A 26,768-nucleotide genomic window follows, 5' to 3' on the forward strand; every position below is an offset into this window, starting at 1 on the left:
CAGCCGCAGCCGGCCGCCCCGCCGCAGGCCGCGGCCCCGCAGCCGCCGGCCCCGGTGCAGCCGCAGCGTCCGGCCCCCCAGGCCGCGGCCCCGCAGCCGCAGGCCGCACCGTCGCCGGCCGCCGGTGCGTACCAGCCGACGCCGGTCGCGCCGGAGGACGACATCCCGGAGGACGACGACCCGGACCTGACCGAGGAGGCGTTCTCCGGGCAGGAGCTGATCATCCGTGAGCTCGGGGCGACCGTCCTGGAGGAGATCCACCACAACACCTGATCCGCGCCGCCCGGGCCCGCCGCGGGCCACGGCCGACCCGGCGCGGGCCGTCGGCGGGCCGGGGCCGGGCAGGTCCGCCACGGCGGTCGTCCGGGCCGCGTAGGCTCGGGGACGACGATGTCGTACAGGACAGGAGATGTGCCGTGTTCCCTGGTGGCCAGCCCAACATGCAGCAGCTGCTGAAGCAGGCGCAGAAGATGCAGGAGGAGCTCGGCAAGGTCCAGAAGGAGCTGGCCGAGACCAAGGTGAGCGGTTCGGCGGGCGGCGGCCTGGTCGAGGCGACGGTGACGGGCTCCGGCGAGCTGGTGGCGCTGGCGATCGCGCCGGCCGCGGTCGACCCGGAGGACACCGAGACCCTGGCCGACCTGGTGCTGGCGGCCGTGCGGGACGCCAATGCGGCGGCCCAGAAGCTGCAGGCCGAGCGGATGGGCCCGCTGACCCAGGGCCTGGGCGGCGGCGGCATCCCCGGCCTCCCGTTCTGATCCGGGGCCCGCTCGGGCACCGGCGCCCGGCCGCCCGCCCGGTGCACGCTGCAGGGTGGGTGCACGCTGCGCGGTGCACGGCGGGTGGTGCTCCGGTCGCGTGCAGTGTGCCGACACGCGCCGGTGCTGTGTGATTTATGGGTGAGTCGGGCGCCGGACGGTGTGTCCGGCGCCCGATCCGTTGGATGATGGCACCGGAGCGACGGGCCCCGGAGCACTGGGTTCCGGGCCGTGGCCCCGGCCGAAGGAAGGCGTGACGTGTACGAGGGCGTGGTTCAGGACCTGATCGACGAACTGGGCAGGCTGCCCGGCGTCGGGCCCAAGAGCGCTCAGCGGATCGCCTTCCACGTCCTGCAGGCCGACCCGGTGGACGTCCGGCGGCTGGCCGGCGCGCTGATGCAGGTGAAGGAGAAGGTCCGGTTCTGCGCGGTCTGCGGCAACGTCGCGGAGTCCGAGCAGTGCCGGGTCTGTCTGGACCCGCGCCGCGACCTCGCGGTGATCTGCGTGGTCGAGGAGCCGAAGGACGTGGTGGCGATCGAGCGGACACGCGAGTTCCGCGGCCGCTACCACGTGCTGGGCGGCGCGATCAGCCCGATCGAGGGCGTCGGCCCGGACGACCTGCGGATCCGGGAGCTGATGACCCGGCTCGCGGACGGCACGGTCACCGAGCTGATCCTGGCCACCGACCCCAATCTGGAGGGGGAGGCGACCGCCACCTACCTGGCCCGGCTGTGCAAGCCGATGGGCCTGAAGGTGACCCGGCTGGCGAGCGGCCTGCCCGTCGGCGGGGACCTGGAGTACGCCGACGAGGTCACCCTCGGCCGGGCCTTCGAAGGGAGACGACTGCTCGATGTCTGACCACAGGGACACCGCCCACACCAGCGAGCCCGACGACTTCGCCGTGCAGATCGCCGATTCGGTGGAGAGCTTCGTGCTCGCCGTCACCGAGGTGGCCAAGGGCGACGAGCCGGGCAGCGCGATCTCGCTGCTGCTGCTGGAGGTCTCGCAGCTGCTGCTGGCGGGCGGCCGGCTGGGGGCGATCGAGGACGTCGTGCCGGAGGACCGCTTCGAGCCGGACACCGGGCCGGAGCCGGACGGCGTCGAGCTGCGCGAGCGGCTGGCCGAACTGCTGGCGCCGATCGACGTCTACCACGAGGTCTTCGACCCGTACGGGCCGCCGGAGAAGCCGAGCGCCTTCCGGATCTCGGACGACCTCGCGGGTGTCGTCGCCGAGCTGCGGCACGGCCTGGTGCACTACCGGGAGGGCCGGGTCAGCGAGGCGCTGTGGTGGTGGCAGTTCTCGTACCTGTCCAACTGGGGCTCGACCTGCACCGCGGTGCTGCGGGCGCTGCAGTCGCTGATCGCGCACGTCCGGCTGGACAGCCCGATCGGTGCGGCGGTGGACGGTGCGGACACCGACCAGGACGGGCTCACCGACGAGCAGCTGGAGCAGCAGGCCGGCGACCTGATGGCCGCCGAGCTGGGGCTGTGACGAAGGTTCCATCGAATCTCCACAACGTGAAATCCGGGGTCGGGCTGGTGCCCGGCCCCGGATTTTCTTTCGGCGGACGGCGCCCGGCCCGCAGACCTGCCTGTTCCTGCTGCTCACCAGGCGATATGGTCGTCTCGTCATATGGATGGCTCCGGTCGCCCGCGCCCCGCTCGATAGACTGGCCGCGACCGCAGAAGGGGGCCACCACCCCCGAAACGACACAAGTCGAGGAGCGCACGTGGGCCTTGTCGTGCAGAAGTACGGCGGCTCATCCGTTGCGGATGCCGAAGGCATCAAGCGAGTCGCCCGACGGATCGTCGACACCAGGAAGGCCGGCCATGAGGTCGTCGTCGTGGTGTCCGCGATGGGAGACACGACGGACGAGCTCATCGAACTCGCGGAACAGGTGACCCCTATTCCGTCCGGCCGTGAGTTCGACATGCTGCTGACCGCAGGAGAGCGCATCTCCATGGCGCTGCTGGCCATGGCGATCAAAACGCTGGGCTTCGACGCCCAGTCCTTCACGGGCAGCCAGGCGGGCGTCATCACCGACGCCACGCACAACAAGGCACGCATCATCGACGTCACGCCCGGCCGGATCCGCAACGCCCTGGACGAGGGCAACATCGCGATCGTGGCCGGCTTCCAGGGCGTGTCGCAGGTCAGCAAGGACATCACCACGCTGGGCCGCGGCGGCTCGGACACCACGGCCGTCGCCCTGGCGGCGGCGCTCGGCGCCGAGGTCTGCGAGATCTACACCGACGTGGACGGTGTGTTCTCCGCGGACCCGCGCGTGGTGAAGAAGGCGCGGAAGATCGACTGGATCTCCTTCGAGGACATGCTGGAGCTGGCCTCGTCCGGCTCCAAGGTGCTCCTCGACCGGTGCGTCGAGTACGCCCGCCGCTACAACATCCCGATCCATGTCCGCTCGTCGTTCTCCGGTCTGCCGGGGACTATCGTGAGCGCCGACAACCCCAACAAGCCCGAAGGGGGCGAGATGGAGCAGGCCATCATCTCCGGAGTCGCCCACGACACGTCCGAGGCGAAGATCACCGTCGTCGGGGTACCGGACAAGCCGGGCGAGGCGGCCCGGATCTTCCGCGCCATCGCGGATGCCGAGGTCAACATCGACATGGTGGTGCAGAACGTCTCCACCGCGTCGACCGGTCTCACCGACATCTCCTTCACCCTGCCGAAGACCGACGGCCAGAAGGCCATCGACGCCCTCGGCCGGGTCAAGGACGGCATCGGCTACGAGTCGCTGCGCTACGACGACGCCATCGGCAAGCTCTCGCTGGTCGGCGCCGGCATGCGCTCCAACCCGGGCGTCACCGCCACGTTCTTCGAGGCGCTCTCCGAGGCCGGGGTCAACATCGAGCTGATCTCCACCTCCGAGATCCGCATCTCGGTCGTCACCCGCTCCGAGGACATCCCGGAAGCCGTGCGCGCCGTGCACACCGCCTTCGGCCTCGACTCCGAGACCGACGAGGCCGTGGTCTACGGCGGCACCGGCCGCTGACGCACCGGGCGGGCCGGGGCACCCACCGCGGTGCCCCGGCCCGCCCGCAGTCGGTCGGCCGGCAGCCCGCCGGCCCGCGATCGGGGCGACCGTCACGGTTTCTCCCGATCCTTCCGAGACAATCCGTCAGAATCACCCGCTGTCCCGCTGGAGCGGGCTCCGGTCCGTACGGAAGAATGGCAGGCCGTCCGGGCAACCATGACGGGGGATCGAGTGTCCAACAGGCGTGTCGAACGTGATCGAAGCGGTGCCGGTGGTGTCGCTGCCGGTGCGCCGGTCGGCAGCTAGTCGGATGGGCTCGGCCGCGGCGGCGGACGCGACAGGGGCCAGCGTCGACCAGCTCACCGAGACGTACCAGGCCCACTACCGGTCCTTGCTGCGCCTCGCCGCGCTGCTGCTCGACGACCTGTCCTCGTGCGAGGACGTCGTCCAGGAGGCGTTCATCCGGGTCCACGCGGCCCGGCGGCGGGTGCGTGAACCCGAGAAGACCCTCGCCTACCTGCGGCAGACCGTCGTCAACCTGTCCCGCTCCACCCTGCGCCGGCGCATCCTCGGCCTGCGAGTGCTCCCCAAGCCCATGCCTGACATGGCCAGTGCAGAAGAAGGGGCCTACGATGCGCTGGAGCGCGATCAGCTGAGGACCGCGCTGCGGGGACTGCAGCGCCGTCAGCGGGAGGTGCTCGTGCTGCGCTACTACGCGGACCTGACGGAGGCTCAGGTGGCCGAGGTGCTCGGCGTCTCCGTCGGCTCGGTGAAGGCGTACGGCTCCCGCGGTCTGGCCGCGCTGCGCGTCCTGATGGAGGGCAGCCATGACTGACGATCAGCCGGGCTCCGCCCGCGCCGAGAACGAGCTGCGGACCCTCCTCCACCGGGCCGTGGCCACCGTCGAACCCGATCCGACCGCCCTCGGCCGGATCCGGCACGCGGTGCCCCGCCGCCGCGCCCGCCGCCGGAACGCCTGGACGGGCGCGGTCGCCGCCACCCTGCTCGCCGCGGCCGCCGTACCCGCCCTGCACGCCGTCCGGCCGTTCGACCTCTCCGGTGGGACGACCGCCGGCAGCACCGACGCGCACGGCGCCGACCGCACCCCGCGCGCCACCCGCGGCTCCACCGGCGGCCCGCGCACCGCCCCGCTCCCCGCCCACCCGGACGCGCGGCCCACCCCGTCCACCGGCACCAGTGGCAGTGCCGTCGCCACCGACCCGGGCAGCAGCACCGCGAGCGCGCCCGTCTCCGTCCCCGCCTGCCTGCGCACCGACCTGGGCCGCGGCACCGCCCACGTGGACCCGGCCGACAGCGCGGGCAGCACCTACGGTTTCTTCACCGTCCGCAACACCTCGGCCCGCAGCTGCGGGGTCACCGGGCCCGGCATCGTCGCCGCCACCGCCGGCGGCCCCGCCGACCAGACCCGGATCAAGGTCGTCGACCACATCGCGGGTGACGCCGCCACGGCCCTGCCCGCCCCCGGGCCGGTCGCCCTGCCGATGGTCCTCCGTCCCGGCGAGGGATACCGGGTGCGGTTCGGCTGGGTGCCCGAGGGCGCCTGCCCGAGCAGTGCCCCGCGGGCCGCCGTCGCCGCACCGGAGGCCCCGGCCACCCCCGCGGCCGGCAGCGGCCCGGTGGTGCCCGCCGCCGCCACCACGGACCCCAGCCCCAGCCCCACGCCCACCGCGGACCCGCCGAGCGTCACCGTCGCCCACACCCCGGTCGGCGGCGACCCCACGGCGGCCAGCACCGTGATCACCGGCAGCTGCGGCGGCACCGTCTACCGCACCGCTCCGGAGGCCGTCCCGGCCGAGTCGGCGACGGCCACCGCCACGCCGGGCAAGAGCTAGTACCGCGTCACGCCACCTGCGCCCCGTCGCGACGTGCCGTTCCCCGCACCACCGGGCCGACAGCACGCACCGGACGCCGCTCCTGGACGGGCAAGGTTGCCTGACGCGGCACTGGGCCGCGTCCTCGGAGGGCGCGCGGCCGTTCACGAGCGGCGTGGACCGTCCCCCGCGCGCCGGGGTGCGGTCGGCCTGGTGGTGCGGGGAACGGCGCGGCGCGGACCGTTCGGCACACTTCCCCAGGTCCGCGCCGTTCGGCCTGGCCTGCACCGTTCGGCTCGGGCCGGGCCCGGCGCGTGACCCCGTGCGGCCCGCCGGAACGGCGCGGGGGAGACCCCGGCCGCAGGGGCAGCCGTAGGAGGTGGTTACCGTGGTGGGTGTGTACCGGTTTCTCCTGACTCCGCGGTGGATCGCCGCCACGGCCGTCGGCGTGGTCGCCATCGTGGTCTGCCTGCTGCTCGGCACCTGGCAGCTCGGCCGCTTCGAGTCCCGGGTCGACACCCACCGGAACACCACCGCCGCCGCGGCGGCGGCCCAGGCGGCCGCCGCCGTCCCGCTCGGCGAGGTGCTCACCGCCGGCCGCCCGCAGGTCGGCACCGACACCCTCGGCCGGGCGGTCACCGTCACCGGTAGCTACGACACCGCCCACCAGCTCCTGGTGCCCGGCCGCACCCTCGACGGCCGGCAGGGCTACTACGTGCTCACGCCGCTGCGCACCGCCGAGGGGCGGGCCGCCGCCGTCGTCCGCGGCTGGGCGCCCGGCGAACCGGGCAGCGGCCCTGCCGTCCCGGTGGCCCCCGCCGGCGAGGTCACCGTCACCGGCCGGCTCCAGGCCCCGGAGAACAGCGGCAGCGGCGGCGCCGTCGCGGGCGGGCTGCCTGCCGGCCAGCTCGGCACCATCAGCCCGGCCACCCTGATCAACGTGCTGCCGTACCCGGTCTACGACGGCTGGATCGCCGCCGACCGGGTGCCCGCCCCGCTGACCGCGGTGCCCACCGTCGAGCCGCAGGGCGGTGACGGCCTCACCCTGCGGGCCTTCCAGAACCTCGGCTACACGCTGGAGTGGTTCGTCTTCGCCGGCTTCGTGGTCTTCATGTGGTTCCGCCTCGTCCGCCGTGAGGCCGAGGCCGCCCAGGACCGGGCCCTGGGGCTCGTCTGAGCCCGGGGCCGGCGGCCCGCGCGGTCAGCGCTTCGTCGGCAGCGGGGTCTTCGCCGTCGGCAGCGGCGAGCGCGGCGAGGGCAGCACGCCACCGGCGACCGCACCCGGCGAGGCGCTCGGGAAGGACCACGACCCGCTCGGTGACGGGCTCGGCGAGGAACCGCAGCCGTAGCCGCTCGACCCGGAGGTCGACCCCGACGTGGTGCTGCTGTGGTAGTGGTGCACCGTCCGGCTGCTCTTCGACTTCTTCGCGCTCCGCCCGGTCTTGGCCAGCAGCTGCGCGGACAGGTCGCCGCCGAGTGCACCGCCCGCCGCGGCGTCGTCCGCGGCGGTGCCGTCCTCAGCGGTTCCGGCCACCGCGAACGCGTCCACCGAGATCGTCGGCCGGCCCGCCGCGTCGTAGTCGCACGGGTCGTCGCTCTCGTCCGAGCACGCGGTCGCCGTCAGCAGCACGGTCAGGGCCGCGGCGGTGGCCAGGGCGGTGCGTCTGCTCATCTGCCGTCTCCCCCGAGCGCGGGGCCCTCGAGGTGGCGCCGTGCGAAGTCGATCTCCAGCCTCAGCTGCCGGATCCGTTCGTCCACCACCAGCGAGCCGTGGCCGGCGTCGTAGCGGTAGACCTCGTGCACCTTACCCAGCTCCTCCAGCCGGCGGACATAGTTGTCGATCTGCCGGATCGGGCAGCGCGGGTCGTTCACCCCGGCGCTGATGTACACCGGGGCCTTCACCCGCTCCACGTAGGTGAGCGGCGAGGACGCCCGCCAGCGGTCCGGCACCTCTTCCGGGGTGCCGCCGAACAGCGTGCGGTCCAGCGACTTCAGCGCCTCCATCTCGTCGTCGTACGCGGTGAGGTAGTCCGCGACCGGGACGGCCGCCAGGCCAAGCGTCCAGTCGTCCGGCTGCACGCCGAGGCCGAGCAGGGTCAGGTAACCGCCCCACGATCCGCCGGACAGCACCAGCCGCGCCGGGTCGGCGAGCCCCGACTCCACCGCCCACGCCCGGACGGCGCCGATGTCCTCCAGCTCGATCAGGCCGACCCGCTCGCGCAGCGCGTCCGTCCACGCCTGGCCGTAGCCGGTCGATCCCCGGTAGTTGACCCGGACGACGGCGAAGCCGTGGTCAAGCCAGGCCGCCGGCCCGGCCGCGAAGGAGTCGCTGTCGTGGTGGGTCGGGCCGCCGTGCACCTCGAACACCGTCGGGAACGGGCCCTCGCCGGCCGGCCGCTGCACCAGCGCGTGCACCCGCCCGCCCGGACCCTCCACCCAGACGTCCTCCACCGGCACCGACCCCGGCGGCACCGGCCCGGGGGCCCGCAGCACCACCGTGCCCGCCGTCGAGCGGACGACCGAGGGCTCCGCCGCCGAGGACCACAGGAACTCCACCGTGCCGTCCGGCCGCGCCGTCGCCCCCGCGACCGTGCCCCGCGGCGTGTCCAGCCGGGTCAGCCGGCCGCTCGCCAGGTCGTACGAGAACAGCTCGCTGCGCGCCTCGTACTCGTGCTCGATCAGCAGCGACTGCGCGCCCGGCCGCCACTGCGCCGACAGGTCGCCCGGGAACTCCCGGCCCTGCTCGTCACGCAGGCCCAGCTCGGTCTCCGAGCCGGTGGCGACGTCCCACAGCATCGGCTCCCAGCGCCCCCGCCGCTGGTGCGCGACCAGCAGCCGGGTGTCCCCGTCGGCCGGCGCGAAGCCGAGGCAGGCCACCCCGCGCGGCTCCTCGCAGCCGGTCACCTCGTCCAGCTCGGCGAGCACCGCGCCGTCCGAGAGCCGCAGCACCCGGATCGCCGAGTGCATCGCGTCACCGTGCTCGGTGTGGTCGACAGCCAGCAGCGAGCCGTCGTACGAGAGGTCGCCGATGCCGCCGTACTCGGCGTGCCGGTACACCACCTCCACCCCGGCAGCACCGGGGCGGCGCAGGAACAGCGTGGTGCCCTCGTCGTCCGTGGAGGTGCCGACCACCACCGTGCCGTCCCGGCCCAGCGCCAGACCGGCCGAGTACGCGGCGGGCACGCCCGGCACCGCCTCCTCGTCCGGGCCGCCCGCGAACGGCTGACGGCGCCACACCCCGAACTCGTCGCCGTCGGTGTCGTCGAACCACCACACCCAGGCGCCGTCCGGGCTGAGCTCGGCGTCCGTGGTGCCGTTGGGGCGGTCCGTCACCCGGCGGTGCGCGTCCGCGGCCCGGTCCCAGGCGTACACCTCGTAGGTGCCCGTCGAGTTCGACACGTACAGCGCCCGCTCCGGGGCGTCGTCCGCCCAGTCCGGCAACGACACCCGCGCCGCCCGGAACCGCTGCTCCCACGCCGGTGCGCTGCTCTTCTCCTCGCTCATCCCCCCATCCAACCCGATGCCCGGCGCGGAACGGAACGCGTCCGACCGCGCCGGCCACCGGGCCGGTGCCGCGGCCGCCCTCAGGCGCCCGGCACCTTGTCCAGGAACCCGGCCACCGAGGCGATCCGTCCCGCGCCGTCCAGGGCGAGCACGTCGAAGCCCTCCACCAGCGGCTCCGCGCCCGCCGGCCCCAGGCCCCAGGTGAACCGGGCGACGTGGTGGTGCGCGTCGACCGGGCCCAGGGTGAAGACGAACCCCGGGAACTGCGCCTGCACCGCCGCCACCGTCGCGTCCAGCCCGTCCCGGCCGGCCACGTCCACCAGCGGGTCGGTGTAGCTGCCGTCCTCCGCCCACAGGCCCTCGAGCACGGCCCGGCGGGCCTCGCCGTCGGTCTCGTTCCAGACGGCGATGTACTGCTCCACGATCTGCTGAAGGTCGCTCACGGTGGTGTCCTCCGGTTCCGTCGCGGGTCGTTCCCGCTGCTCACGAAGGTAGGCGGGATCCGCGCCCGGCGAATCCGTCAGCCATAGGCAAGTACCGCGCCCCGCAACGGAATCGGCTGGGTAGGGTGACGGTCATGCTGTACGGCAGGGCGGGGGAGCAGGCACAGGTCCGGGCACTGCTGGACGCGGCACGCGGCGGGGCCAGCGGTGCACTCGTCCTGCGCGGCGAGGCGGGCATCGGCAAGACCGCTCTGCTCGACGCCGCCGCCCGGGACGCCGAGGGCTTCCGGATCGTCCGCACCGCCGGCATCGAGTACGAGGCCGAACTCCCCTTCGCCGGGCTGCACCTGCTCCTCGCCCCCGCCCTCGACCGGCTGGACGCCCTGCCCGCCCCGCTGCGCCGCGCCCTGCAGGGCGCCTTCGGCCTCGCCGACACGGGCCCCGGCGACCGCCTGCTGCTCGGCCTCGCCGCCCAGCATCTGCTCGCCGAACTCGCCTCCGAGCAGCCGCTGCTGTGCCTGGTGGACGACGCCCAGTGGCTGGACTCCGCCTCCGCCGAGGCGCTGCTCGTCGCCGCCCGGCGGCTCCGAGAGGAGGGCGTCGTGCTGCTGTTCGCCGCCCGTGACGGCGAAGGCGCCTTCCCCGCCGGCGGACTACCGGAACTGCGTCCCGCCCCGCTCGGACCGGCCGACGCCGAACACCTGCTGCCCGCCGCCCTCGACCCGGCCGTCCGCCGCCGGGTGCTCGCCGAGGCCCACGGCAACCCGCTCGCCCTCACCGAACTCCCCTCCGCACTCGGCACCGACGCCGGCAGCGGCCCGCTGCCACTGCCCGGCCGACTGCAGCTCGCCTTCCACGGACGGCTCACCCGGCTGCCCGCCGCCACCCAGACCCTGCTGCTGGTCGCCGCCACCGAGGAGACCGGCGACGCCGCCACCGTGCTCGCCGCGGCCGCCACCCTCGGCGCCGGTCCCGCCGACCTGCCGCCCGCCGAACAGGACGGCCTCGTCCGGGCCGACGACAGCCGGATCGCCTTCCACCACCCGCTGCTGCGCGCCGCCGTCCTCCACCGCGCACCGCTCGACCAGCGGATCGCCGTCCACCGTGCCCTCGCCGGCGCCGTCGACGGCGACCGCCGCACCTGGCACCTCGCCCTCGCCGCCACCGGCCCCGACCCCGCCCTCGCCGACGCCCTGGAGGAGGCCGCCCGCCACGCCGAGGCCCGCGGCGGACACGCCGGCGCCGCCGCCGCGTACGAGCGCGCCGCCCGGCTCACCGCGGACCCCGACAGTCGCACCCGCCGCCTCGTCCTCGCCGCCGAGGCCGCCGCCGACGCCGGCGAGACCGACCGCGCCGAACGGCTCGCCGTCCGCGCCAGGGCCCGCACCGCCGACCCCCTCGCGCTCGCCCTGATCGACCACCTGCGGGCCACCGCCGCCTTCCTGCGCGGCGACCACCCCGCCGCCTTCCGGCTGCTCCTCGACGCGGCGGCCGGCGACATCGCCGCACCGCACGCCGCCCGGATGCTCTTCCAGGCCTGCCACGCCGCCTGGTACCTCGGCGAGGCCGAACTCGCCGCCTTCGCCGACCGCCTGGCCGCACTCGACCTGCCGCCCGAGGACCCGGTAGCACCGATCGCCGACTACCTGCTGGCCGGCACCCTGCCGCTGCTCGGCCGCCCCGCCCAGGCCCCGCCCGACGCCGCCGAAGCCGTCGAACGCGCCCGCCGGGCCGGCGCCGACGTCGTCCGCGACTTCACCCAGCTGAGCGGCATCACCCTGGTGCTCGGCCGGGACGAGGAGACCCACCGCGTCACCGCCGACCTCATCGACGAGGCCCGCCGCCAGGGCGCCGTCGGCGCCCTGCCCGCCCTGCTCTTCTTCCATGCCGAGGCACAGCTCTTTCACGGCCGTCACCGGGACGCCGAGATCACCGCGGACGAGGGCCTGTCGCTCGCCCGCGACACCGGCCAGCACCAGTGGACCAGCCAGCTCGCCGCGCTGCCGGCGCTGCTCGCCGCCCTCGCCGGGGACGCCGAGCGGTGCGCCGCCCGGGTGGCCGAGGCGCTGCAGGGCGGCGGCCCGGCCCGGCCCGCCGGGCGCGCCTGGACGCAGTGGGCACTCGGCCTGCTCGACCTCGGCGAAGGCCGCGCCGCCGAGGCCCTGGACCGGCTCGCCGAACTGACCGGTGGCCCCCAGCGCCACCACGTCTCCGGCACCCGGGCCGTCCCCGACCTGGTCGAGGCCGCCGTCCGGCTCGGCCGGCCCGAGCAGGCCGAGGAGCCGTACCGGCGGTTCGCCCGCTGGGTGGAGGCCTGCGACCGTCCCTGGGCACGGGCGCTGCTGCTGCGCTGCCAGGCCCTGCTCGGCCCCGACGAACTCGCCGAGAGCGCCTACCTGGCCGCCCTCGACCTGCACCGCACGACGGAGCGGCCGTTCGAACAGGCCCGCACCGCACTGCTCTACGGCGAGTGGCTGCGGCGGACCCGCCGCCGCACCGACGCCCGGCCGCACCTGCGGGCCGCCCTGGAGGTCTTCGACCTGCTCGGCGCCCGGCCCTGGGCCGACCGGGCCCGCACCGAGCTCACCGCCACCGGCGTCGGCGCGCCCGCCGCGCCGGCCGCCGGGCCGCTCGCCGCACTGACCCCGCAGGAACTGCAGATCGTCCGGCTCGCCGGGCAGGGGCTGACCAACCGCGACATCGCGGCCCAGCTCTTCCTCAGCCCGCGCACGGTCGGCCACCACCTCTATAAGGCCTACCCGAAGCTGGGCGTCACCTCCCGTCAGGAGCTCGCCGACCTGCTCTGACACCCGCGGACGGGCCGTCGGCCCGGTGTCAGCCCGGTGTCCGCCCGTGCCGCGCCGACGCGCGGGGCGGTGGCCTGGCGCGCCGCAGGGGGCCTTTCGGGTTATCAATGAATCCGGATGAAACCGGACAAAAGGATCAGAGCCATGCCCGTCTCCAACCTCATCGTCGGTCCGCCGCCCCCACTGACCGTCACCGCCGACGGCTCCGCCCTGATCGCCGAGATCGAGGACTACCTCGCCTCGCTGCCGCCCTCCGCCCGCGTCCCCGTTCCGTACGTCTGCCCGCTCGGCCGGGTCCTCCAGCCGTGGAACGCCGACCAGCCGCTGCCCCGCCGCTCGGTGCTCGACCGGCTCGCGCACCGCCCGCCGCGGCCCGTCCAGGTCTCCGTCGCCGGGCACCTGCAGCTGACCTCGCGCTACCTCACCGCCTTCGGCTGGCTGCAGGGCGCCCTGTGGGACTCCCGCGGCCGGGTGTGCCTGCTCGGCGCGCAGGCCGCCGTCCTCGCGCACGGCTACGGCACCCCGCAGACCGTGCGCCGGGCCCGCACCCAGGTCATGGAGGTCCTGCACGCCAAGGGCATCCCCGTCAGCTCGCCGGACGTCTTCAACGACGCCCCCACCACCCGCGAGGCGGACGTCCACCGGGTGCTCGCCGCGGCCGCCGCCCGCGCCCACACCCTGGGCATCTGACCCGCCGCCACGGACGCCGGGCCGCACCCACCCCACCTGAGGTGAAGTCACTCGGCGTGTCGCACAACGAGGAAGGGCCCTACCGGATCTCTCCGGCAGGGCCCTTACCTGCATCTACGAAGTCGGGGTGGCGGGATTTGAACCCACGGCCTCTTCGTCCCGAACGAAGCGCGCTACCAAGCTGCGCTACACCCCGGTCCTGCTTTGTTGCCTTCCGTCTCCGGCGCAACGAGTAGAACTCTACAGGAGGTGCGCCGAGAGACGAAATCCGATTCCGCCGGGGGCGTCGGAGCAGGTCAGCGACCCGGGGTGAGGGTCAGCAGGGTGGCCTCCGGCGGGCAGGCGAAGCGGACGGGGGTGTAGCGGTTGGTGCCGCACCCGGCCGAGACGTGGAGGTACGAGCGGTGGCCGCCGGCCTTGTGGGTGGAGAGGCCCTTCACCCGGTCGGTGTCGATGTCGCAGTTGGTGACCAGGGCGCCGTAGAAGGGGATGCAGAGCTGTCCGCCGTGGGTGTGCCCGGCGAGGATCAGCGGGTAGCGGTCGGCGGTGAAGGCGTCCAGCACTCGCAGGTACGGGGCGTGCACGACGGCCAGCGACAGGTCGGCGTCCGCGGACGGCCCGCCCGCAACCTTGGCGTACTTGTCGTGCCGGATGTGCGGGTCGTCCAGTCCGGTGAACTCGACGTCGAGGCCGGCGATCGTGAGCCGGCCGCGGGCGTTGTTGAGGTTCAGCCAGCCGGCCTCGTCGAAGCCGTCGCGGAGCTTCTGCCACGGGTTGTGGACGGCGCCCTTGATGCCGCGGCGACCGCTGCCGTCCGGGTTGTTGAGGCCGTGGACGCCGGTGCGCAGCGCGGTGAGGTAGCGGGTGGGGCTCTTGCGGGCCGGCCCGTAGTAGTCGTTGGAGCCGAAGACGTACACGCCGGGGAAGTCCATCAGCGGCCCGAGTGCGTCCAGGGTCGCGGGGACGCCGAGCGGGTCCGAGAGGTTGTCGCCGGTGTTGACCACCAGGTCGGGGCGGAGTCCGGCGAGGCTCTGCAGCCAGCGCTGCTTCTTGTGCTGCCCGGTCACCATGTGGATGTCGGAGACCTGCAGGATCCGGATCGGCCGCGCACCGCGCGGGAGGATCGGAACCTCGACGCGGCGCAGGCGGAAGGCCCGGACCTCGTAGCCGGCGGAGTAGGCGAGGCAGGCGGCGCCGGCGGCGGCGATACCGAGCGGGACGGAGTACAGCGGTCGCATCGGTCCATGCTCTCAGACACCGATGAGGGCCGTGCACGGGCAGGTCGCCAAATGATCGCCCCGGACCAGCCCCGGACCAGCCCCGGACCAGCCCCGGACCAGCCCCGGACCAGCCCCGGACCAGCCCCGGACCAGCCCGGCCCGACCGCGCGTCGCCCCCCGCATCGGCCCGCATCGGCCACGGCCAGGCCCCGGCTCAGCCCCCGTGCCGCCGGACCGCGACGATGCTGCTGAGGTCGGCGGCGAGCGGCAGGTCGACGGTGCGCAGCGCGGGGTGTCGGAGCCAGTGCAGCCGGGCCTCGTCGGGCTGCCCGTCGAACAGCGGCGGCCAGCCGTCGGCCGGGGTGAAGTCGTCCACCACCAGGACCCCGCCCGGGGCGAGCAGCCGTTCCGGGTCGGCAGCCCCACCGCCCTTGCCCTGTCCGCCGCCGTCCAGCACCAGCAGGTCGTACGGGCCGTGGGCGTGCAGCTCCGTCCAGTCGGCGGCGAGGACCCGTACCCGCGGGTCGTCGGCGAAGAGCGCCGCGGCCGCCGCGGCCCTGGCCGGGTCGCGTTCCACGCTGACCAGTTCGACCCCGGGCGCGGCTCCGGCGGCGAGCCAGGCCAGCCCGACGCCGTACCCCGTGCCGCTCTCGCCGATCCGCAGCCGCGCCCCGCCGGCGAGCACCTGCAGCAGCCGCCCCTGTTCCGGACGGCAGGAGTACGGGAACCCGGCCCTCCGTGCGGCCGTCACGGCCCGCGCGACCCCGTCCGGGAGGCCGCCCACGGCCCGGTACGCGTCCGTCCCCGTCATCGCCATGCCGGGATCCTCGCACGCACCCGTTCGGCCCGTCCGGCGTCCTCCGCAAGCCCGTCGCGGGCCGGCCGCGGCCGGGCCGGAGCCGTGGTGCACGGCGACGTCCCGCCGGCCCCTGCCGGGTGCGGCAGCCGGGCCGCCCCAAATTGGTGCGCGGAATGCGGCCCGGGCTGCGAGGATTTGCGCCATGACGACGCTCAAGGAGCAGCTGCAGGAGGACCTCACGGCTGCGATCAAGGCCCGGGACGAGCTCCGCTCGTCCACTCTCCGGCTGACGCTGGCCGCGGTCACCTCCGAGGAGGTGGCGGGCAAGACCAAGCGGGAGCTCTCGGACGGCGAGGTGCTGAAGGTGATCGCCCGCGAGGCGAAGAAGCGCCGGGAGGCCGCGGAGGCGTTCGAGAACGCCGGCCGTGCCGAGTCGGCCGCGCAGGAGCGGGCGGAGGGCGTGGTGCTCGCCGGGTACCTGCCGCAGCAGCTCTCGGACGAGGAACTGGCCGCGATCGTCGCCGAGGCGGTGGCGGAGAGCGGTGCGTCCGGTCCGCAGGCGATGGGCGCCGTGATGAAGCTGGTGCGCCCGAAGGTGGGTGACCGGGCCGAGGGCGGCCGGGTGGCCGCCGCGGTGAAGGCCGCGCTGACGGGCTGACCGCGCACCACCCCAGGCCGGGCCGACACCGACCCGCGACGGCCGACACCGACCCACTGCGGCCGACGCCGAGCCGCAGCGGCCTGCAGCGACCCGGGACGAGCAGGTGGGACAGCAGGACGGGAACGCCGGAGGGCGGCCACCCCGATGCGGGGTGGCCGCCCTCCGGCGTGGGCCGGGTCGGTCGCTCAGTGGCGGGGCCGGCCGGTGTTCCCGCCGAAGGTGCCGGGCGGCAGGGTGAAGCCGCCGTTGATCAGGCCGGTGCTGTTGCCGTTCCCGCCGTTGCCGTTCCCCCCGTTCCCGTTGCCGTTGCCGCCGGTGGCGCCGGGCGGCGGGGCCGGGGAGTCGGTGGGTGTTGGGTTGACCTCGGGGACGTTGACCGTGGTGAAGCTGCTGCGCTTGGTGCCGACGAGCACCTCGTTCATGGCCTTCTGCCAGATCGGGCCGGGGCCATCGGCGCCGTAGACCGAGGAGTAGTAGCGGCCGCCGATGCGGATGTTGCGCATCGAGATGTTGCCGGTGGGGCCGCCGAGCCAGACCGAGGTGGCCAGGTCGGGGGTGTAGCCGGTGAACCAGGCGGCGTACCGGTTGTCGGTGGTACCGGTCTTGCCGGCGATCTGGCGGCCGTCCGAGATGCTGATGCCGGAGGCGGTGCCCTTCTCGGTCACGCCGAGCAGCAGGGTGTTGATGCCGTCGGCGGTGGTCTCGGCCATCACCTGGCTGCAGTCGGCCTTCGGTACCGGGAGCTTCTTGTTGTCGGGGTTGACCACCGAGGTGATCGCGATCGGCTTGCAGTACTTGCCGCGGGCGGCGAAGGCGGCGTAGGCGCTGGCCATGGTGAGCGGGCTGACCTCCTGGGTGCCGAGCACCATGGAGGGGACCTGCTTGATCGCGCTGCCGTTGGCGAGCTTGCCGATGCCGAGCTTGGTGGCCATCTGCTTCATCGCGCAGAGGCCGACCTCCTCCTCCATCTGCACGAAGTAGGTGTTGACCGACTTCGCCATGGCGTCCTTGAGCGTGAACGGGCCCTGCTCGCTGGAGCTCTCGTTCTCGACCGGCACGCCCTTCTCGTTCCAGGTGCCGTCGCAGGTGGTCATCTTCGGGTAGGTCATCTGGTACGGCGAGGGGTACTGCTGGTCGATCGGGACGCCGGACTCCAGCGCGGCCGCGGCGAGGATCGGCTTGAAGGTCGAACCGGGGGCGAAGCCGTTGCCGCCGCCCATGGCCGCGTCGACGTTGAGGTTCAGGACGGTCTGGTTCTGCTTGGAGTCCAGGCCGTAGGGGCGGGTCTGGGCCATCGCGAGGATCTCGCCGGTACCGGGCTTGACCATGGTCATCGCGGCGGAGACCGAGTCGGTCACCTTCACCTTGCTGGTGACCGCGTCGTGCGCGGCCTCCTGCTTGGCCGGGTCGATGGTGGTGTAGATCTTGAGGCCGCCCTGGCTCCACAGCTTCTGGCGCTCGGCCGCGGTCTTGCCGAAGACCGGGTCCTGCTTGACCACGTGGCGGACGTAGTCGCAGAAGAAGCCCATGCCGGACTGCGCGGTGATGCAGCCGTTCAGCGGCTCCTTGTACTTGATGCCGAGCGGCGCGGCCAGGGCCTCCTTGGCCTGCTCCGGAGTGATGTGCTTGTACTCCAGCATCTTGTTGATCACGGTGTCCCGGCGGGCCTGCGCGGCCTTGGGGTGCAGGACCGGGTCGTACGCCGAGGGGTTCTGCACCAGGCCGGCCAGCATGGCGGCCTCGGGGACCGTGAGGTCCTTGGCGCTCTTGCTGAAGTAGCGGTTGGCGGCGGCCTCGATGCCGTACGCCTGGTGGCCGTAGAAGGTGATGTTCAGGTAGTTGGTGAGGATCTGGTCCTTGGTCAGGTCCTCCTCCAACTTGATGGCGATCTTCAGCTCCTTGACCTTGCGGCCGAGGCTCTTGCGGGTGGCGTCCAGGAAGGCGTCCTGGTTGTCGCCGGCCTGCTCGACGAAGACGTTCTTCACGTACTGCTGGGTCAGCGTCGAGGCGCCCTGGGTGGCGGACCCGGCCTCGGCGTTCTTGGTGGCCGCGCGCAGCACGCCCTTGAGGTCGACGGCGCCGTGCTCGTAGAACCGGTTGTCCTCGATGTCCACCTGGGCCTGGCGCATGATCGGCGCCATCTGCTCCTTGGTGAGGATGGTCCGGTCGCGGTCGTAGACCTTGGCGATCACGCCGCCCTTGGAGTCGTAGATCGTCGACGCCTGGGAGAGGGCGGGGGTGGTGAAGTCGCTCGGGATGTCGTCGAAGCTGTCCGCGGTGTCCTTGGCGGTCAGACCGAGCGCGCCCACGGCCGGCAGTGCCATGCCGGCCACCAGGATCCCGGCCAGCACGCTGGTGCCCAGGAGCTTGATGCCGAGGCCTGCCTTGTCGAGTGCGGAGCCCGCGGGTCGCTGAGTCGCCATGGGGAGAACACTACGTCGCCGATTCCCGTACAGGGGGGCAGGTGTTCGCCTACGCTTGTCACAGAACTGCGACAGCTTCTCTCTGTTCATCATCATCACTCTTGTGAGTGATGAGGTTTGTCCAATTTGGGTCGGTTTGTTGCCGACTGTCCGGGTGTGGCGAGCGGTGCCTGATTGCGCAGTGTGACGGAAGTGGCGGAACCGGTCCTGGCAAGCCTTGCGACCTGCGATCACTCCAACGAGTGAGCTTCCGGGCACCCATAGTCCGATTGGGCCATCTGAGATTGAGCCCGAAGGGGCTGTTGCTCGCTGCCGTTCTTCCGTAACGTCCTCAACTGGCAGCGGTGAATATGCCGTTGCCGCCGTGGGGGAGCCCCGATTCGGGAGAGGACGGCGCCGAAATGGGCTGGGTGGACGACTGGAGTGCGCAGGCGGCCTGCCGCACGAGTGATCCGGACGAGCTGTTCGTGCAGGGGGCGGCACAGAACCGCGCCAAGGCCGTGTGCAGCGGCTGCCCGGTGCGGACGGAGTGCCTCGCCGACGCACTGGACAACCGGGTGGAGTTCGGCGTCTGGGGAGGGATGACCGAGCGCGAGCGCAGGGCGCTGCTCCGCCGCAGGCCCACGGTGGTCTCGTGGCGCCGGCTGCTGGAGACGGCCCGCACCGAGTACGAGGCCTCGCTGGCCACCGGTGTGGTGCTGACGGACTACGCGCAGGCGGGCTGACCGGGCGGCGGGCCGACGGTCCGCCCCCGGCGGCACACCACCACACCTGGCGGGCGCTCAGTTCACCGCGCCCGCGGGGTCGGTGGATCCCAGGCGGTCGCCGACGGTCCGCAGCCCGTCGAGGTCGTGCACGTCGCCGGCCAGCGCGGCCACCTCGACGATCGGCACGTCCGGGTAGACCGACACGAACCGGTCGCGGGTGCGACGCTCCCGCGCCATGATCTGCATCCGCTCGGCGTGCAGCCTCAGCAGGCCCGCCGCCAGCGTCTCCGCGGCCACCGTCGAGGTCTGCGAACCGTTCTCCTCCAGCGCCTCCGCCGCCGCCAGGGCCCGCTCCGCGGTCAGCTGCGGCGCCCCCGTGCTGTGCACCCGGTTGAGCACCAGCCCCGCCAGCGGCATCTCGTCCGCGGCCAGCCGGTCCACGAAGTACGCCGCCTCGCGCAGGGCGTCCCGCTCCGGTGCCGCCACCACCAGGAAGGCCGTGCCCGGCGCCTTGAGCAGCTGGTAGGTGCGGTCGGCGCGCTCCCGGAACCCGCCGAACATCGAGTCCATCGCCGAGACGAAGGTCTGCACGTCGGTCAGCAGCTGGGCGCCGAAGATCTTGCCGAGCGTGCCGGTGAGCAAGCCCATGCCCACGTTCAGGAACTTCATCGCACTGCGCCCGCCGACCTTGGCCGGCGCGGTCAGCAGCCGGATGACCTTCCCGTCCAGGAAGGAGCCCAGGCGGCTCGGCGCGTCCAGGAAGTCCAGCGCCGACCGGGACGGCGGGGTGTCCACCACGATCAGGTCCCAGCGGTCCTCGGCGCGCAGCTGGCCGAGCTTCTCCATCGCCATGTACTCCTGCGTGCCGGCGAAGCCGGCCGACAGGGACTGGTAGAAGGGGTTCGCCAGGATCGCCTTCGCCCGCTCCGGTTCGGCGTGGGCCAGCACGACCTCGTCGAAGGTCCGCTTCATGTCGAGCATCATGGCCTGCAGCTCGCCCGGCCCCTGCGCGCCCTTCACCACCCGCGGGGTGTTGTCCAGTTCGGTCAGGCCCATCGACTGGGCGAGCCGGCGCGCCGGGTCGATGGTCAGCACCACGACCTTCCGGCCGCGCTCCGCGGCCCGCAGCCCGATCGCCGCCGCCGTGGTGGTCTTGCCGACGCCGCCGGAGCCGCAGCACACCACGATCCGGGTCTCCGGGTCGTCGATCAGCGCGTCCACGTCCAGCGCGGACGTCGTCCGCTCCTTGCGGGTGTCCGCCGTCATGCCGCCCCCTGCCGCTTCAGCTCGCCCGCCAGCCGGTACAGCCCGCCCAGGTCCACGCCCTCGCCCAGCAGCGGCAGCTCGTACGTCGGCAGCTTCGCCCGCTGCAGGTCCGCCCGCTGCGCGCGCTCCAGCTCGACCCGCTCGGCGTGCTCCCGGGCCTGCTCCAGCAGCGGGGCGAGCAGCGGCTCGACCGCCGCCCGGACGGTCTCCGGCTTGCGCGAGCGGCCGCCAAGCCCCGCCTCGCCGAGCGCCACGGCGACCTCCTCCCGGTGGTCGCCGTCGACGGCCGCGACGGCGGCCGCGTCCAGCACCGGCGGCCGGACCATGTTGACCACCACCCCGCCCACCGGCAGCTGCGCCGCCCGCAGCTCGGCGATGCCGTCCACGGTCTCCTGCACCGGCATCTCCTCCAGCAGGGTCACGAAGTGCACCGCCGTCTCCGGGGACTTCAAGACCCGCATCACGGCCTGCGCCTGACCGTGGATCGGGCCGAACCTGGCCAGCCCGGCCACCTCCTCGTTGACGTTGAGGAAGCGGGTGAGACGCCCGGTCGGGGGCGCGTCCATCACGATGGCGTCGTACGCGCGGCGCCCGTCCGGGCCCTTGCGCCGGGCCGCCTCGCAGGCCTTGCCGGTCAGCAGCACGTCCCGCACGCCCGGCGCCACGGTGGTCGCGAAGTCGACGAAGCCGACCTTCTGCAGCGCCTTCCCGGCGCGTCCGAGCTTGTAGAACATCTCCAGGTACTCGAGCAGCGCCAGCTCGGTGTCGATCGCCAGCGCGTACACCTCGCCCTGGCCGGTGCCGGGCAGCCCCAGGCGGGACGGCGAGACGGTGGCGACCTTGCGCTCCTCGTACGGCAGCGCGGCCATCCCGAACAGCTCGGCGATGCCCTGCCGCCCCTCGACCTCGATCAGCAGCGTCCGCCCGCCCTCGGCGGCCAGCGCCAGGGCCAGGGCCGCCGCGACGGTGGTCTTTCCGGTGCCGCCCTTGCCGCTGACGACGTGCAGCCGGACCCCCTCCCAGTCGGGGTCGGCCTGCGCCGATGGGCCGGGGGTGCTCGCCACGCTCCGTCTCCGTCCTGCGTCGACCGGGCACCGCAGCGGGTGCCCCCTCCTTGGCGAGGGTAACCAGCAGACGCCGCCGATGGCGGGACCATCCGGGTGCCCGGCCGGATTCATGCCCTCTTTGTGTCCCACCTCACACCGCGGTCCGCCGCGGGCGGGGGCCCGGCCGCGGGCCCCGTGGCGTCGCCGGGCCCGGTGGTCGGACGGTCTAGAGTCACCCCCATGACCAAGTGGGAATACGTCACCGTGCCGCTTCTCGTGCACGCCACCAAGCAGATCCTGGACACCTGGGGCGAGGACGGCTGGGAGCTCGTCCAGGTCGTGCCCGGCCCGAACAACCCCGAGCAGCTCGTGGCCTACCTCAAGCGGGAGAAGAGCTGATGAGCAAGGTTGAGGAGAAGCTGGCCGAGCTCGGCCTGACCCTCCCCGACGTGGCCCCGCCGGTGGCCGCCTACGTGCCGGCCGTCCGCTCCGGCGACCACGTCTTCACCTCCGGCCAGCTGCCCATGGTGGCCGGCAAGCTCCAGCACACCGGCAAGGTCGGCGCCGAGGTGACACCGGAGCGGGCCAAGGCGCTCGCGCAGATCTGCGCGTTGAACGCGCTCGCCGCCGTCAAGTCCGTGATCGGCGACCTCGACCGCGTCGAACAGGTCGTCAAGGTGGTCGGCTTCGTCGCCTCCGCCCCCGACTTCACCGGCCAGCCCGCCGTGATCAACGGCGCCAGCGAACTGCTCGGCGAGGTCCTCGGCGCGGCCGGCGTGCACGCCCGCAGCGCCGTCGGCGTCACCGTCCTGCCGCTGGACGCCCCGGTCGAGGTCGAGATCCAGGTCCGGGTGCGGGCCGGGGCCTGAGCCCCCCGGCAACCCTGTGCGGGGGTGGGCCCTGTCCAAGGCCACCCCCGCACGCTTAGCATCCGGGGCATGGATGATCGCGCACCGTCGGCCCCCATGCCGCCCGGCTGGCCCGCCCGGATCCGGGCCCTCGCGGCCGGCGAGCTGACCCCGGCCGAGCCCAGGGCCGCGGCCACGGTCGTGCTGCTGCGCGACACCGCCGACGGCCCCGAGGCGTACCTGCTGCGCCGCCGCACCTCGATGGCGTTCGCCGCCGGCATGTACGCCTACCCGGGCGGCGGCGTCGACCCCCGGGACGCCGACGCCGAGATCGCCTGGGCCGGCCCGTCGCCCGAGGAGTGGGGCGCCCGTCTCGGCACCGACCCCCGGACGGCGCAGGCCGCCGTCTGCGCGGCCGTCCGGGAGACCTTCGAGGAGTCCGGCGTGCTGCTCGCCGGACCCGACGCCGGCTCCACCGCCGAGGCTCGCGACTGGTCCGCCGAGCGGGCCGCGCTGGAGGCCCGCGAGTTCTCCTTCGCCGAGTTCCTGCACAAGCACGGCCTGGTGCTGCGCAGCGACCTGCTCGGCGGCTGGGCCCGCTGGATCACCCCGGAGTTCGAGGAGCGCCGGTTCGACACCTGGTTCTTCGTGGCCGCGCTGCCCGCGGGCCAGGCCGCCGCCTCACAGGTCGGCGAGGCCGACCGGGTGGCCTGGCTGACCCCCGCCGAGGCCGTCGCCGGGCACGCCGAGGGCCGCTACGGCATGCTGCCGCCGACCGTGACCGTGCTGCGCGAACTGCTGCCGGTGCGGACGGCCGCCGAGGCCCTGACGGCCGCCGGCCGGCGCACCGTCGCGCCGGTCCTGGGACGGGCCGAGGTCGACGGCGACCGAATGACCGTCCGCTGGCCCGGGTATGACGAACTGACCATCGACGGAGACTTCCCGGCGTGATCCCGCGCCGGGCGACCCACCCGAACACACGGAAGGAAACTGGCCGATGAACCACAACGACGTGGCTCGCCGGACGGAGCACGACCTGCCCGCCCGCAGTATCACCCCCAAGGCCGTCGCCTGCGACGGCCGCGTCGAGGAGCGCGCCGCTCCGCGCAGGCTCACCCGCGCGCTGCCGGCGCGGGACCTGGTGCGCGAGGGCAGCCGGTGAGCGGTCTTCTTCCGGGCGACCCCGCCGCCACCGTCGGCGGCGGGGCCACCCCGCGGGCGCACTGCGTGCTGGCGCCCAACCCCTCACCGATGACCCTGGACGGCACCAACACCTGGCTGCTGTCCGAACCCGGCTCGGACCTCGCCGTAGTGATCGACCCGGGCCCGCTCGACGAGGGCCACCTGCGCCGCGTCGTCGACACCGCCGAACAGCAGGGCAAGCGGATCGCGCTGACCCTGCTCACCCACGGCCACCACGACCACGCCGAGGGCGCGGCCCGCTTCGCCGAACTCACCGGCACCCACGTGCGCGCGCTGGACCCGGCCCTGCGGCTCGGCGACGAGGGGCTGCGGCACGGCCAGGTCGTCGAGGTCGGCGGCCTGGAGATCCGGGTCGTCGGCACCCCCGGGCACACCGCCGACTCGCTGACCTTCCACCTGCCCGCGGACGGCGCGATCCTCACCGGCGACACCGTGCTCGGCCGCGGCACCACGATGGTCGCCCACCCGGACGGCCGGCTCGGCGACTACCTCGACTCGCTGCGCCGCCTGCACACCATGGCGGCGGAGCACGGCGTGCGCACCGTGCTGCCCGGGCACGGCCCGGTGCTCGCCGACGCGCTCGGCGCCGTCGACTACTACCTCGCCCACCGGGCCGCCCGACTCGCCCAGGTGGAGACGGCCGTGGAGGCCGGCTGCCGCACCGCCGAGGAGGTGGTGGCCCGGGTGTACGCCGACGTGGACAAGGCCCTGTGGCCGGCCGCCGAACTGTCCGTCCGGGCCCAGCTCGGCTACCTGGAGGACCACGGGCTCATCTAGGGGCCGGGCCACCACTCAGGGGCGGGAGGTGGCCCCCACGCGCCCCTGACCGGTCTGCCCCGCGCCTCCGGGCGGTCGCCCGGTCAGCGCGAGCGGCGGGAGAGGCGCTCGACGTCCAGCAGGACGACCGCGCGGGCCTCCAGCTTCAGCCAGCCGCGGCCGGCGAAGTCGGCCAGCGCCTTGTTGACGGTCTCGCGGGAGGCGCCGACCAGCTGGGCCAGCTCCTCCTGGGTGAGGTCGTGGGAGACGTGGATGCCCTCCTCCGACTGCACGCCGAAGCGGCGGGAGAGGTCGAGCAGCGCCTTGGCGACACGGCCGGGCACGTCCGAGAAGACCAGGTCGGACATGACGTCGTTGGTGCGGCGTAGCCGGCGGGCGATGGCGCGCAGCAGCGCGATCGACACCTCGGGGCGGGCGTGCAGCAGCGGCAGCAGGTCGCCGTGGCCGAGGCCGAGCAGCTTGACCTCGGTCAGTGCGGTGGCGGTGGCGGTGCGCGGGCCCGGGTCGAACAGCGACAGCTCGCCGATCATCTCGCTGGGGCCGAGCACGGCGAGCATGTTCTCGCGGCCGTCCGGCGAGGCCCGGTGCAGTTTCACCTTGCCCTCGACGACGACGTACAGCCGGTCGCCCGGGTCGCCCTCGTGGAACAGCGACTCGCCGCGGGCGAGGGTCACCTCGGTCATGGAAGCGCGCAGCTCGGCAGCCTGGTCGTCGTCGAGGGCCGCGAACAGCGCGGCGCGGCGAAGAACGTCGTCCACGTGCTTCCTCCTGCATCGTCCGGTGGTGTTTCTCACCACCAAGGATGGCGCATGTCGCTCCGATCATATGAGGAGGGGTCGGCCGTCGAGCGCCCTACGGGGCCATTCGCACCCGCCCGTACCAGCGGTGCCGCCCCGACCGGGCCGGTCAGGCGGGCATCCCGGCGTGCGGCGGAGCGGGCAGCAGGGCGAGTTCGGCGGGCTCCAGGACGGTGCCGGCGGCGGCCGCGGAGTCCCGGACGGAGGCCGGCCGGCTGGCACCGGGGATGGGGACGACCACCGGGGAGAGCGCGAGCAGCCAGGCCAGGCAGATCCGCTGCGGCGAGACGCCACGGGCCGCCGCGACCCGGTGGAAGGGCGTGTCCGCGGGGCCCGCACCGGACGGGTCCGGCGCGGACGGGCCGTCCAGCGAGCTGCGGGAGATGCCGCCGAGCGGGCTCCACGGCAGGAAGGCGAGCCCGAGCTGCTCGCAGAGCCGCAGCTCCGGCTCGGCGGAGCGGTCGGCCGGGGAGTAGCGGTTCTGCACCGAGACCAGGCCGGCACCGAGGATCGCGTGCGCCTCGCGGATCTGCGCCGCGTCGGCGTTGGAGATCCCGGCGGCGCGGATCTTCCCGGCGTTCAGCAGCTCCCGCAGGGCGCCCACCGATTCGGCCCACGGCACCTGCGGGTCCGGCTTGTGCAGCTGGTAGAGGCCGATCGCCCCGGTGCCGAGGCGCCGCAGCGACTCCTCGCAGGCCCGCCGCAGGTGCTCGGGCCGGCCGTCGACCGTCCAGGAGCCGTCGCCGGGGCGGCCGCGGCCGCCCTTGGTGGCCACCAGCACCCGGTCGCGGTCGCCGGCGCGGCGGGCCAGGGCACGGGCGATCAGCCGCTCGTTGTGGCCGCGCTCCCCGGCGTGCCAGTGGTAGGAGTCGGCGGTGTCGATCAGGGTGACGCCCGCGTCGAGGGCGGCGTGGACGACCGCGACGGCGTCCTCCTCGGTGGGACGGCCCTCGACGGAGAGCGGCATCGCGCCGAGGCCGATCGGGTGGACGGCGGTGCCGCCGATGCTGCGCCGGTGCATGTCAGTGCTCCGTTCCGGGTGCGGCCGCGGCGGCCTCGTCGATCGCCCCCGGCAGCCAGTCGGCCGTCCGGGAGAGCGGGAGGCCGAGTGCGGCGGCCCGGCCGTTGTCCATGGCGTACGAGCGGTCGAAGGAGTACGGGGAGGTGTCGTCGCCGTCCGCCGTCCGGTAGCGGGCCGTGGTGCCGAGGCGGTCGGCGATCAGCTCGGAGAGTTCGACGGCGGTGAGCGCGCCGTGCGAGCAGGCGTTCAGCGGGCCGGCGGCCTCGGAGGCGGCGGCCCGGGCGAGCACGGCGGCGATCTCCCGGTGGTGGACGAAGGAGGTGGGCCGGGCGTCCCGGTGGACGGCGACCGGGCGGCCGGCCGCGATCCGCTCGACGTAGTGCGCCAGCCGTCCGGTGAAGTCCTGGGCTCCGCCGCCGAGCACGTGGGCGCTGCGGACGCTCGCCCAGGAGAACGGCGCGGACCGCGCGAGCACCGCCTCGGCTTGCCGCTTGCCCTCCGCGTAGCCGGTCGCCCCGTCGAAGTGCCGGGCCAGCGCCTGCGGGTCGTGCCAGGGCAGGCCGGGGTCGACGGGCCAGGACGCCGGGTCGACGAGGTCTTCGGCGACCGGGGTGTCCGAGGCGGGGACGAGCGGGGAGGTCGCCGGGTCGTAGACCTCCATGGTCGAGGTCATCACGTACCGCGGGGTGCGGCCGGCGAAGACCCGGCAGGCCACCGCGGCCTGCACCGGGGTGTAGAGCACCTGGTCGACCACCGCGTCGAAGGTCCGTCCGCCGAGCGCGGCCGTCAGTGCGGCCTCGTCCGAGCGGTCCGCGCGGACGTGGTCGACGCCCGGCGGCGGGGCGGCCGAGCCGCGGTTGACGAGGGTGACCGCCACCCCGGCGTCCCGGAACAACGACACCAGGTGCAGACCGAAGTACCGGCTTCCGCCGATGATGCAGACGTTTCTCATGGCTCCACTCTCCTGGCGTACCGT

27 protein-coding genes, 1 tRNA gene and 1 pseudogene are annotated in these 26,768 nt (G+C 74.1%); 17 read left to right on the forward strand and 12 right to left on the reverse strand.

Annotated features, from left to right (window positions below):
* The 8 genes and pseudogenes from KSNIM_RS20325 to KSNIM_RS20360 all read left to right on the forward strand — a co-directional run.
* Window positions 1-273 (forward strand): annotated as a pseudogene (locus KSNIM_RS20325) (DNA polymerase III subunit gamma and tau); the annotation flags it as partial.
* Window positions 274-440: 167 nt separating this feature from the next.
* A complete protein-coding gene (locus tag KSNIM_RS20330; RefSeq protein ID WP_411543876.1) occupies window positions 441-755 on the forward strand; it encodes a YbaB/EbfC family nucleoid-associated protein in 315 nt (104 codons plus the stop codon).
* 258 nt (window positions 756-1,013) lie between these two features.
* Entirely contained in the window at window positions 1,014-1,613 is a 600-nt protein-coding gene (gene recR, locus KSNIM_RS20335) for a recombination mediator RecR (protein ID WP_263104626.1), read from the forward strand.
* A complete protein-coding gene (locus tag KSNIM_RS20340) occupies window positions 1,606-2,247 on the forward strand; it encodes a DUF5063 domain-containing protein (protein ID WP_263104627.1) in 642 nt (213 codons plus the stop codon). The genes recR and KSNIM_RS20340 overlap by 8 nt, the downstream gene beginning before the upstream one ends.
* A gap of 238 nt (window positions 2,248-2,485) precedes the next feature.
* On the forward strand, window positions 2,486-3,766 hold the full coding sequence (locus KSNIM_RS20345; RefSeq protein WP_263104628.1) for an aspartate kinase: 1,281 nt from the start codon (window positions 2,486-2,488) through the stop codon (window positions 3,764-3,766).
* Window positions 3,767-4,058: 292 nt separating this feature from the next.
* Entirely contained in the window at window positions 4,059-4,583 is a 525-nt protein-coding gene (locus tag KSNIM_RS20350; RefSeq protein WP_263108034.1) for a SigE family RNA polymerase sigma factor, read from the forward strand.
* Entirely contained in the window at window positions 4,576-5,601 is a 1,026-nt protein-coding gene (locus tag KSNIM_RS20355; protein ID WP_263104629.1) for a hypothetical protein, read from the forward strand. The genes KSNIM_RS20350 and KSNIM_RS20355 overlap by 8 nt, the downstream gene beginning before the upstream one ends.
* A 376-nt stretch (window positions 5,602-5,977) precedes the next feature.
* Window positions 5,978-6,757 carry an SURF1 family protein gene (locus tag KSNIM_RS20360; protein ID WP_263104630.1) on the forward strand — a complete coding sequence of 260 codons (780 nt, stop codon included), beginning with the start codon at window positions 5,978-5,980 and terminating at the stop codon, window positions 6,755-6,757.
* A 24-nt stretch (window positions 6,758-6,781) separates the two neighbouring features.
* Here KSNIM_RS20360 and KSNIM_RS20365 read toward each other — a convergent pair whose 3' ends face one another.
* The 3 genes from KSNIM_RS20365 to KSNIM_RS20375 form a co-directional block, all read right to left on the reverse strand.
* Window positions 6,782-7,252 carry a hypothetical protein gene (locus KSNIM_RS20365; protein ID WP_263104631.1) on the reverse strand — a complete coding sequence of 157 codons (471 nt, stop codon included), beginning with the start codon at window positions 7,250-7,252 and terminating at the stop codon, window positions 6,782-6,784.
* On the reverse strand, window positions 7,249-9,084 hold the full coding sequence (locus KSNIM_RS20370) for a S9 family peptidase (RefSeq protein ID WP_263104632.1): 1,836 nt from the start codon (window positions 9,082-9,084) through the stop codon (window positions 7,249-7,251). Before KSNIM_RS20370 ends, KSNIM_RS20365 begins: the two co-directional genes overlap by 4 nt.
* Window positions 9,085-9,164: 80 nt before the next feature.
* Window positions 9,165-9,527: a nuclear transport factor 2 family protein gene (locus KSNIM_RS20375; protein ID WP_263104633.1), complete on the reverse strand. Its 363-nt coding sequence runs from the start codon at window positions 9,525-9,527 to the stop codon at window positions 9,165-9,167.
* A gap of 134 nt (window positions 9,528-9,661) precedes the next feature.
* Here KSNIM_RS20375 and KSNIM_RS20380 point away from each other — a divergent pair, with 134 nt between their 5' ends.
* Together KSNIM_RS20380 and KSNIM_RS20385 are read left to right on the forward strand one after the other, a co-directional pair.
* Window positions 9,662-12,334, forward strand: coding sequence for a helix-turn-helix transcriptional regulator (locus KSNIM_RS20380; RefSeq protein ID WP_263104634.1), 2,673 nt, complete (start codon window positions 9,662-9,664; stop codon window positions 12,332-12,334).
* Window positions 12,335-12,478: 144 nt separating this feature from the next.
* Entirely contained in the window at window positions 12,479-13,024 is a 546-nt protein-coding gene (locus KSNIM_RS20385; protein ID WP_263104635.1) for a hypothetical protein, read from the forward strand.
* 122 nt (window positions 13,025-13,146) lie between these two features.
* Here the strand turns inward: KSNIM_RS20385 and KSNIM_RS20390 are convergent.
* The 3 genes from KSNIM_RS20390 to KSNIM_RS20400 all read right to left on the reverse strand — a co-directional run bounded on the left by KSNIM_RS20390 (window position 13,147) and on the right by KSNIM_RS20400 (window position 15,061).
* Window positions 13,147-13,220, reverse strand: a tRNA-Pro gene (locus KSNIM_RS20390).
* 100 nt (window positions 13,221-13,320) lie between these two features.
* Entirely contained in the window at window positions 13,321-14,262 is a 942-nt protein-coding gene (locus tag KSNIM_RS20395) for a metallophosphoesterase (protein ID WP_263104636.1), read from the reverse strand.
* A gap of 196 nt (window positions 14,263-14,458) precedes the next feature.
* Window positions 14,459-15,061, reverse strand: coding sequence for a class I SAM-dependent methyltransferase (locus KSNIM_RS20400; RefSeq protein ID WP_263104637.1), 603 nt, complete (start codon window positions 15,059-15,061; stop codon window positions 14,459-14,461).
* A gap of 184 nt (window positions 15,062-15,245) precedes the next feature.
* On the opposite strand from KSNIM_RS20400, the gene KSNIM_RS20405 reads away from it, so the two are divergent.
* Entirely contained in the window at window positions 15,246-15,701 is a 456-nt protein-coding gene (locus KSNIM_RS20405; RefSeq protein ID WP_263104638.1) for a GatB/YqeY domain-containing protein, read from the forward strand.
* Window positions 15,702-15,889: 188 nt separating this feature from the next.
* Here the strand turns inward: KSNIM_RS20405 and KSNIM_RS20410 are convergent, their stop codons facing one another.
* Complete coding sequence (locus KSNIM_RS20410) at window positions 15,890-18,127, reverse strand: transglycosylase domain-containing protein (RefSeq protein WP_263104639.1); 2,238 nt, start codon at window positions 18,125-18,127, stop codon at window positions 15,890-15,892.
* Window positions 18,128-18,528: 401 nt separating this feature from the next.
* Between KSNIM_RS20410 and KSNIM_RS20415 the strand changes: the two genes are divergently transcribed.
* Window positions 18,529-18,852 (forward strand): WhiB family transcriptional regulator, encoded by a 324-nt coding sequence (locus tag KSNIM_RS20415; RefSeq protein WP_043175103.1) that lies wholly within the window; start codon window positions 18,529-18,531, stop codon window positions 18,850-18,852.
* A gap of 57 nt (window positions 18,853-18,909) precedes the next feature.
* Here KSNIM_RS20415 and KSNIM_RS20420 read toward each other — a convergent pair whose 3' ends face one another.
* The gene (locus tag KSNIM_RS20420; RefSeq protein WP_263104640.1) at window positions 18,910-20,100 is read right to left on the reverse strand and encodes an ArsA family ATPase; all 1,191 of its coding nucleotides are present in this window, start codon (window positions 20,098-20,100) and stop codon (window positions 18,910-18,912) included.
* Window positions 20,097-21,164, reverse strand: a complete 1,068-nt coding sequence (locus KSNIM_RS20425; protein ID WP_052390949.1) for an ArsA-related P-loop ATPase — start codon at window positions 21,162-21,164, stop codon at window positions 20,097-20,099. The genes KSNIM_RS20420 and KSNIM_RS20425 overlap by 4 nt, the downstream gene beginning before the upstream one ends.
* Before the next feature lie 222 nt (window positions 21,165-21,386).
* Here KSNIM_RS20425 and KSNIM_RS20430 point away from each other — a divergent pair, with 222 nt between their 5' ends.
* From KSNIM_RS20430 to KSNIM_RS20450, 5 genes are all read left to right on the forward strand, one after another.
* Entirely contained in the window at window positions 21,387-21,545 is a 159-nt protein-coding gene (locus KSNIM_RS20430) for a DUF4177 domain-containing protein (protein ID WP_095874066.1), read from the forward strand.
* The gene (locus tag KSNIM_RS20435; RefSeq protein WP_263104641.1) at window positions 21,545-22,015 is read left to right on the forward strand and encodes a RidA family protein; all 471 of its coding nucleotides are present in this window, start codon (window positions 21,545-21,547) and stop codon (window positions 22,013-22,015) included. Before KSNIM_RS20430 ends, KSNIM_RS20435 begins: the two co-directional genes overlap by 1 nt.
* A gap of 69 nt (window positions 22,016-22,084) precedes the next feature.
* A complete protein-coding gene (locus tag KSNIM_RS20440; RefSeq protein ID WP_263104642.1) occupies window positions 22,085-22,945 on the forward strand; it encodes an NUDIX hydrolase in 861 nt (286 codons plus the stop codon).
* 46 nt (window positions 22,946-22,991) lie between these two features.
* Window positions 22,992-23,156, forward strand: a complete 165-nt coding sequence (locus KSNIM_RS20445) for a hypothetical protein (protein ID WP_263104643.1) — start codon at window positions 22,992-22,994, stop codon at window positions 23,154-23,156.
* The gene (locus KSNIM_RS20450; protein ID WP_263104644.1) at window positions 23,153-23,974 is read left to right on the forward strand and encodes an MBL fold metallo-hydrolase; all 822 of its coding nucleotides are present in this window, start codon (window positions 23,153-23,155) and stop codon (window positions 23,972-23,974) included. Before KSNIM_RS20445 ends, KSNIM_RS20450 begins: the two co-directional genes overlap by 4 nt.
* An 83-nt stretch (window positions 23,975-24,057) precedes the next feature.
* Here the strand turns inward: KSNIM_RS20450 and KSNIM_RS20455 are convergent, their stop codons facing one another.
* The 3 genes from KSNIM_RS20455 to KSNIM_RS20465 form a co-directional block, all read right to left on the reverse strand.
* Window positions 24,058-24,732, reverse strand: a complete 675-nt coding sequence (locus KSNIM_RS20455) for a Crp/Fnr family transcriptional regulator (protein ID WP_030272710.1) — start codon at window positions 24,730-24,732, stop codon at window positions 24,058-24,060.
* A 148-nt stretch (window positions 24,733-24,880) separates the two neighbouring features.
* Window positions 24,881-25,792: an aldo/keto reductase gene (locus KSNIM_RS20460; RefSeq protein WP_263104645.1), complete on the reverse strand. Its 912-nt coding sequence runs from the start codon at window positions 25,790-25,792 to the stop codon at window positions 24,881-24,883.
* 1 nt (window position 25,793) lies between these two features.
* Window positions 25,794-26,744, reverse strand: coding sequence for a reductase (locus KSNIM_RS20465; RefSeq protein WP_263104646.1), 951 nt, complete (start codon window positions 26,742-26,744; stop codon window positions 25,794-25,796).
* Window positions 26,745-26,768: the final 24 nt, after the last annotated feature.

Source organism: Kitasatospora sp. DSM 101779 (assembly GCF_025655475.1).
Lineage (GTDB): Bacteria > Actinomycetota > Actinomycetes > Streptomycetales > Streptomycetaceae > Kitasatospora.

Excerpts from the sequence above, each read along its gene's own strand:
- KSNIM_RS20330 (WP_411543876.1), top strand. The coding sequence starts at position 441 with ATGCAGCAGCTGCTGAAGCAGGCGCAGAAGATGCAGGAGGAGCTCGGC.
- KSNIM_RS20340 (WP_263104627.1), top strand. The coding sequence starts at position 1,606 with ATGTCTGACCACAGGGACACCGCCCACACCAGCGAGCCCGACGACTTC.
- KSNIM_RS20350 (WP_263108034.1), top strand. The coding sequence starts at position 4,059 with ATGGGCTCGGCCGCGGCGGCGGACGCGACAGGGGCCAGCGTCGACCAG.
- KSNIM_RS20355 (WP_263104629.1), top strand. The coding sequence starts at position 4,576 with ATGACTGACGATCAGCCGGGCTCCGCCCGCGCCGAGAACGAGCTGCGG.
- KSNIM_RS20365 (WP_263104631.1), bottom strand. The coding sequence starts at position 7,252 with ATGAGCAGACGCACCGCCCTGGCCACCGCCGCGGCCCTGACCGTGCTG.
- KSNIM_RS20370 (WP_263104632.1), bottom strand. The coding sequence starts at position 9,084 with ATGAGCGAGGAGAAGAGCAGCGCACCGGCGTGGGAGCAGCGGTTCCGG.
- KSNIM_RS20380 (WP_263104634.1), top strand. The coding sequence starts at position 9,662 with ATGCTGTACGGCAGGGCGGGGGAGCAGGCACAGGTCCGGGCACTGCTG.
- KSNIM_RS20385 (WP_263104635.1), top strand. The coding sequence starts at position 12,479 with ATGCCCGTCTCCAACCTCATCGTCGGTCCGCCGCCCCCACTGACCGTC.
- KSNIM_RS20395 (WP_263104636.1), bottom strand. The coding sequence starts at position 14,262 with ATGCGACCGCTGTACTCCGTCCCGCTCGGTATCGCCGCCGCCGGCGCC.
- KSNIM_RS20400 (WP_263104637.1), bottom strand. The coding sequence starts at position 15,061 with ATGGCGATGACGGGGACGGACGCGTACCGGGCCGTGGGCGGCCTCCCG.
- KSNIM_RS20405 (WP_263104638.1), top strand. The coding sequence starts at position 15,246 with ATGACGACGCTCAAGGAGCAGCTGCAGGAGGACCTCACGGCTGCGATC.
- KSNIM_RS20410 (WP_263104639.1), bottom strand. The coding sequence starts at position 18,127 with ATGGCGACTCAGCGACCCGCGGGCTCCGCACTCGACAAGGCAGGCCTC.
- KSNIM_RS20415 (WP_043175103.1), top strand. The coding sequence starts at position 18,529 with ATGGGCTGGGTGGACGACTGGAGTGCGCAGGCGGCCTGCCGCACGAGT.
- KSNIM_RS20420 (WP_263104640.1), bottom strand. The coding sequence starts at position 20,100 with ATGACGGCGGACACCCGCAAGGAGCGGACGACGTCCGCGCTGGACGTG.
- KSNIM_RS20430 (WP_095874066.1), top strand. The coding sequence starts at position 21,387 with ATGACCAAGTGGGAATACGTCACCGTGCCGCTTCTCGTGCACGCCACC.
- KSNIM_RS20435 (WP_263104641.1), top strand. The coding sequence starts at position 21,545 with ATGAGCAAGGTTGAGGAGAAGCTGGCCGAGCTCGGCCTGACCCTCCCC.
- KSNIM_RS20440 (WP_263104642.1), top strand. The coding sequence starts at position 22,085 with ATGGATGATCGCGCACCGTCGGCCCCCATGCCGCCCGGCTGGCCCGCC.
- KSNIM_RS20445 (WP_263104643.1), top strand. The coding sequence starts at position 22,992 with ATGAACCACAACGACGTGGCTCGCCGGACGGAGCACGACCTGCCCGCC.
- KSNIM_RS20460 (WP_263104645.1), bottom strand. The coding sequence starts at position 25,792 with ATGCACCGGCGCAGCATCGGCGGCACCGCCGTCCACCCGATCGGCCTC.
- KSNIM_RS20465 (WP_263104646.1), bottom strand. The coding sequence starts at position 26,744 with ATGAGAAACGTCTGCATCATCGGCGGAAGCCGGTACTTCGGTCTGCAC.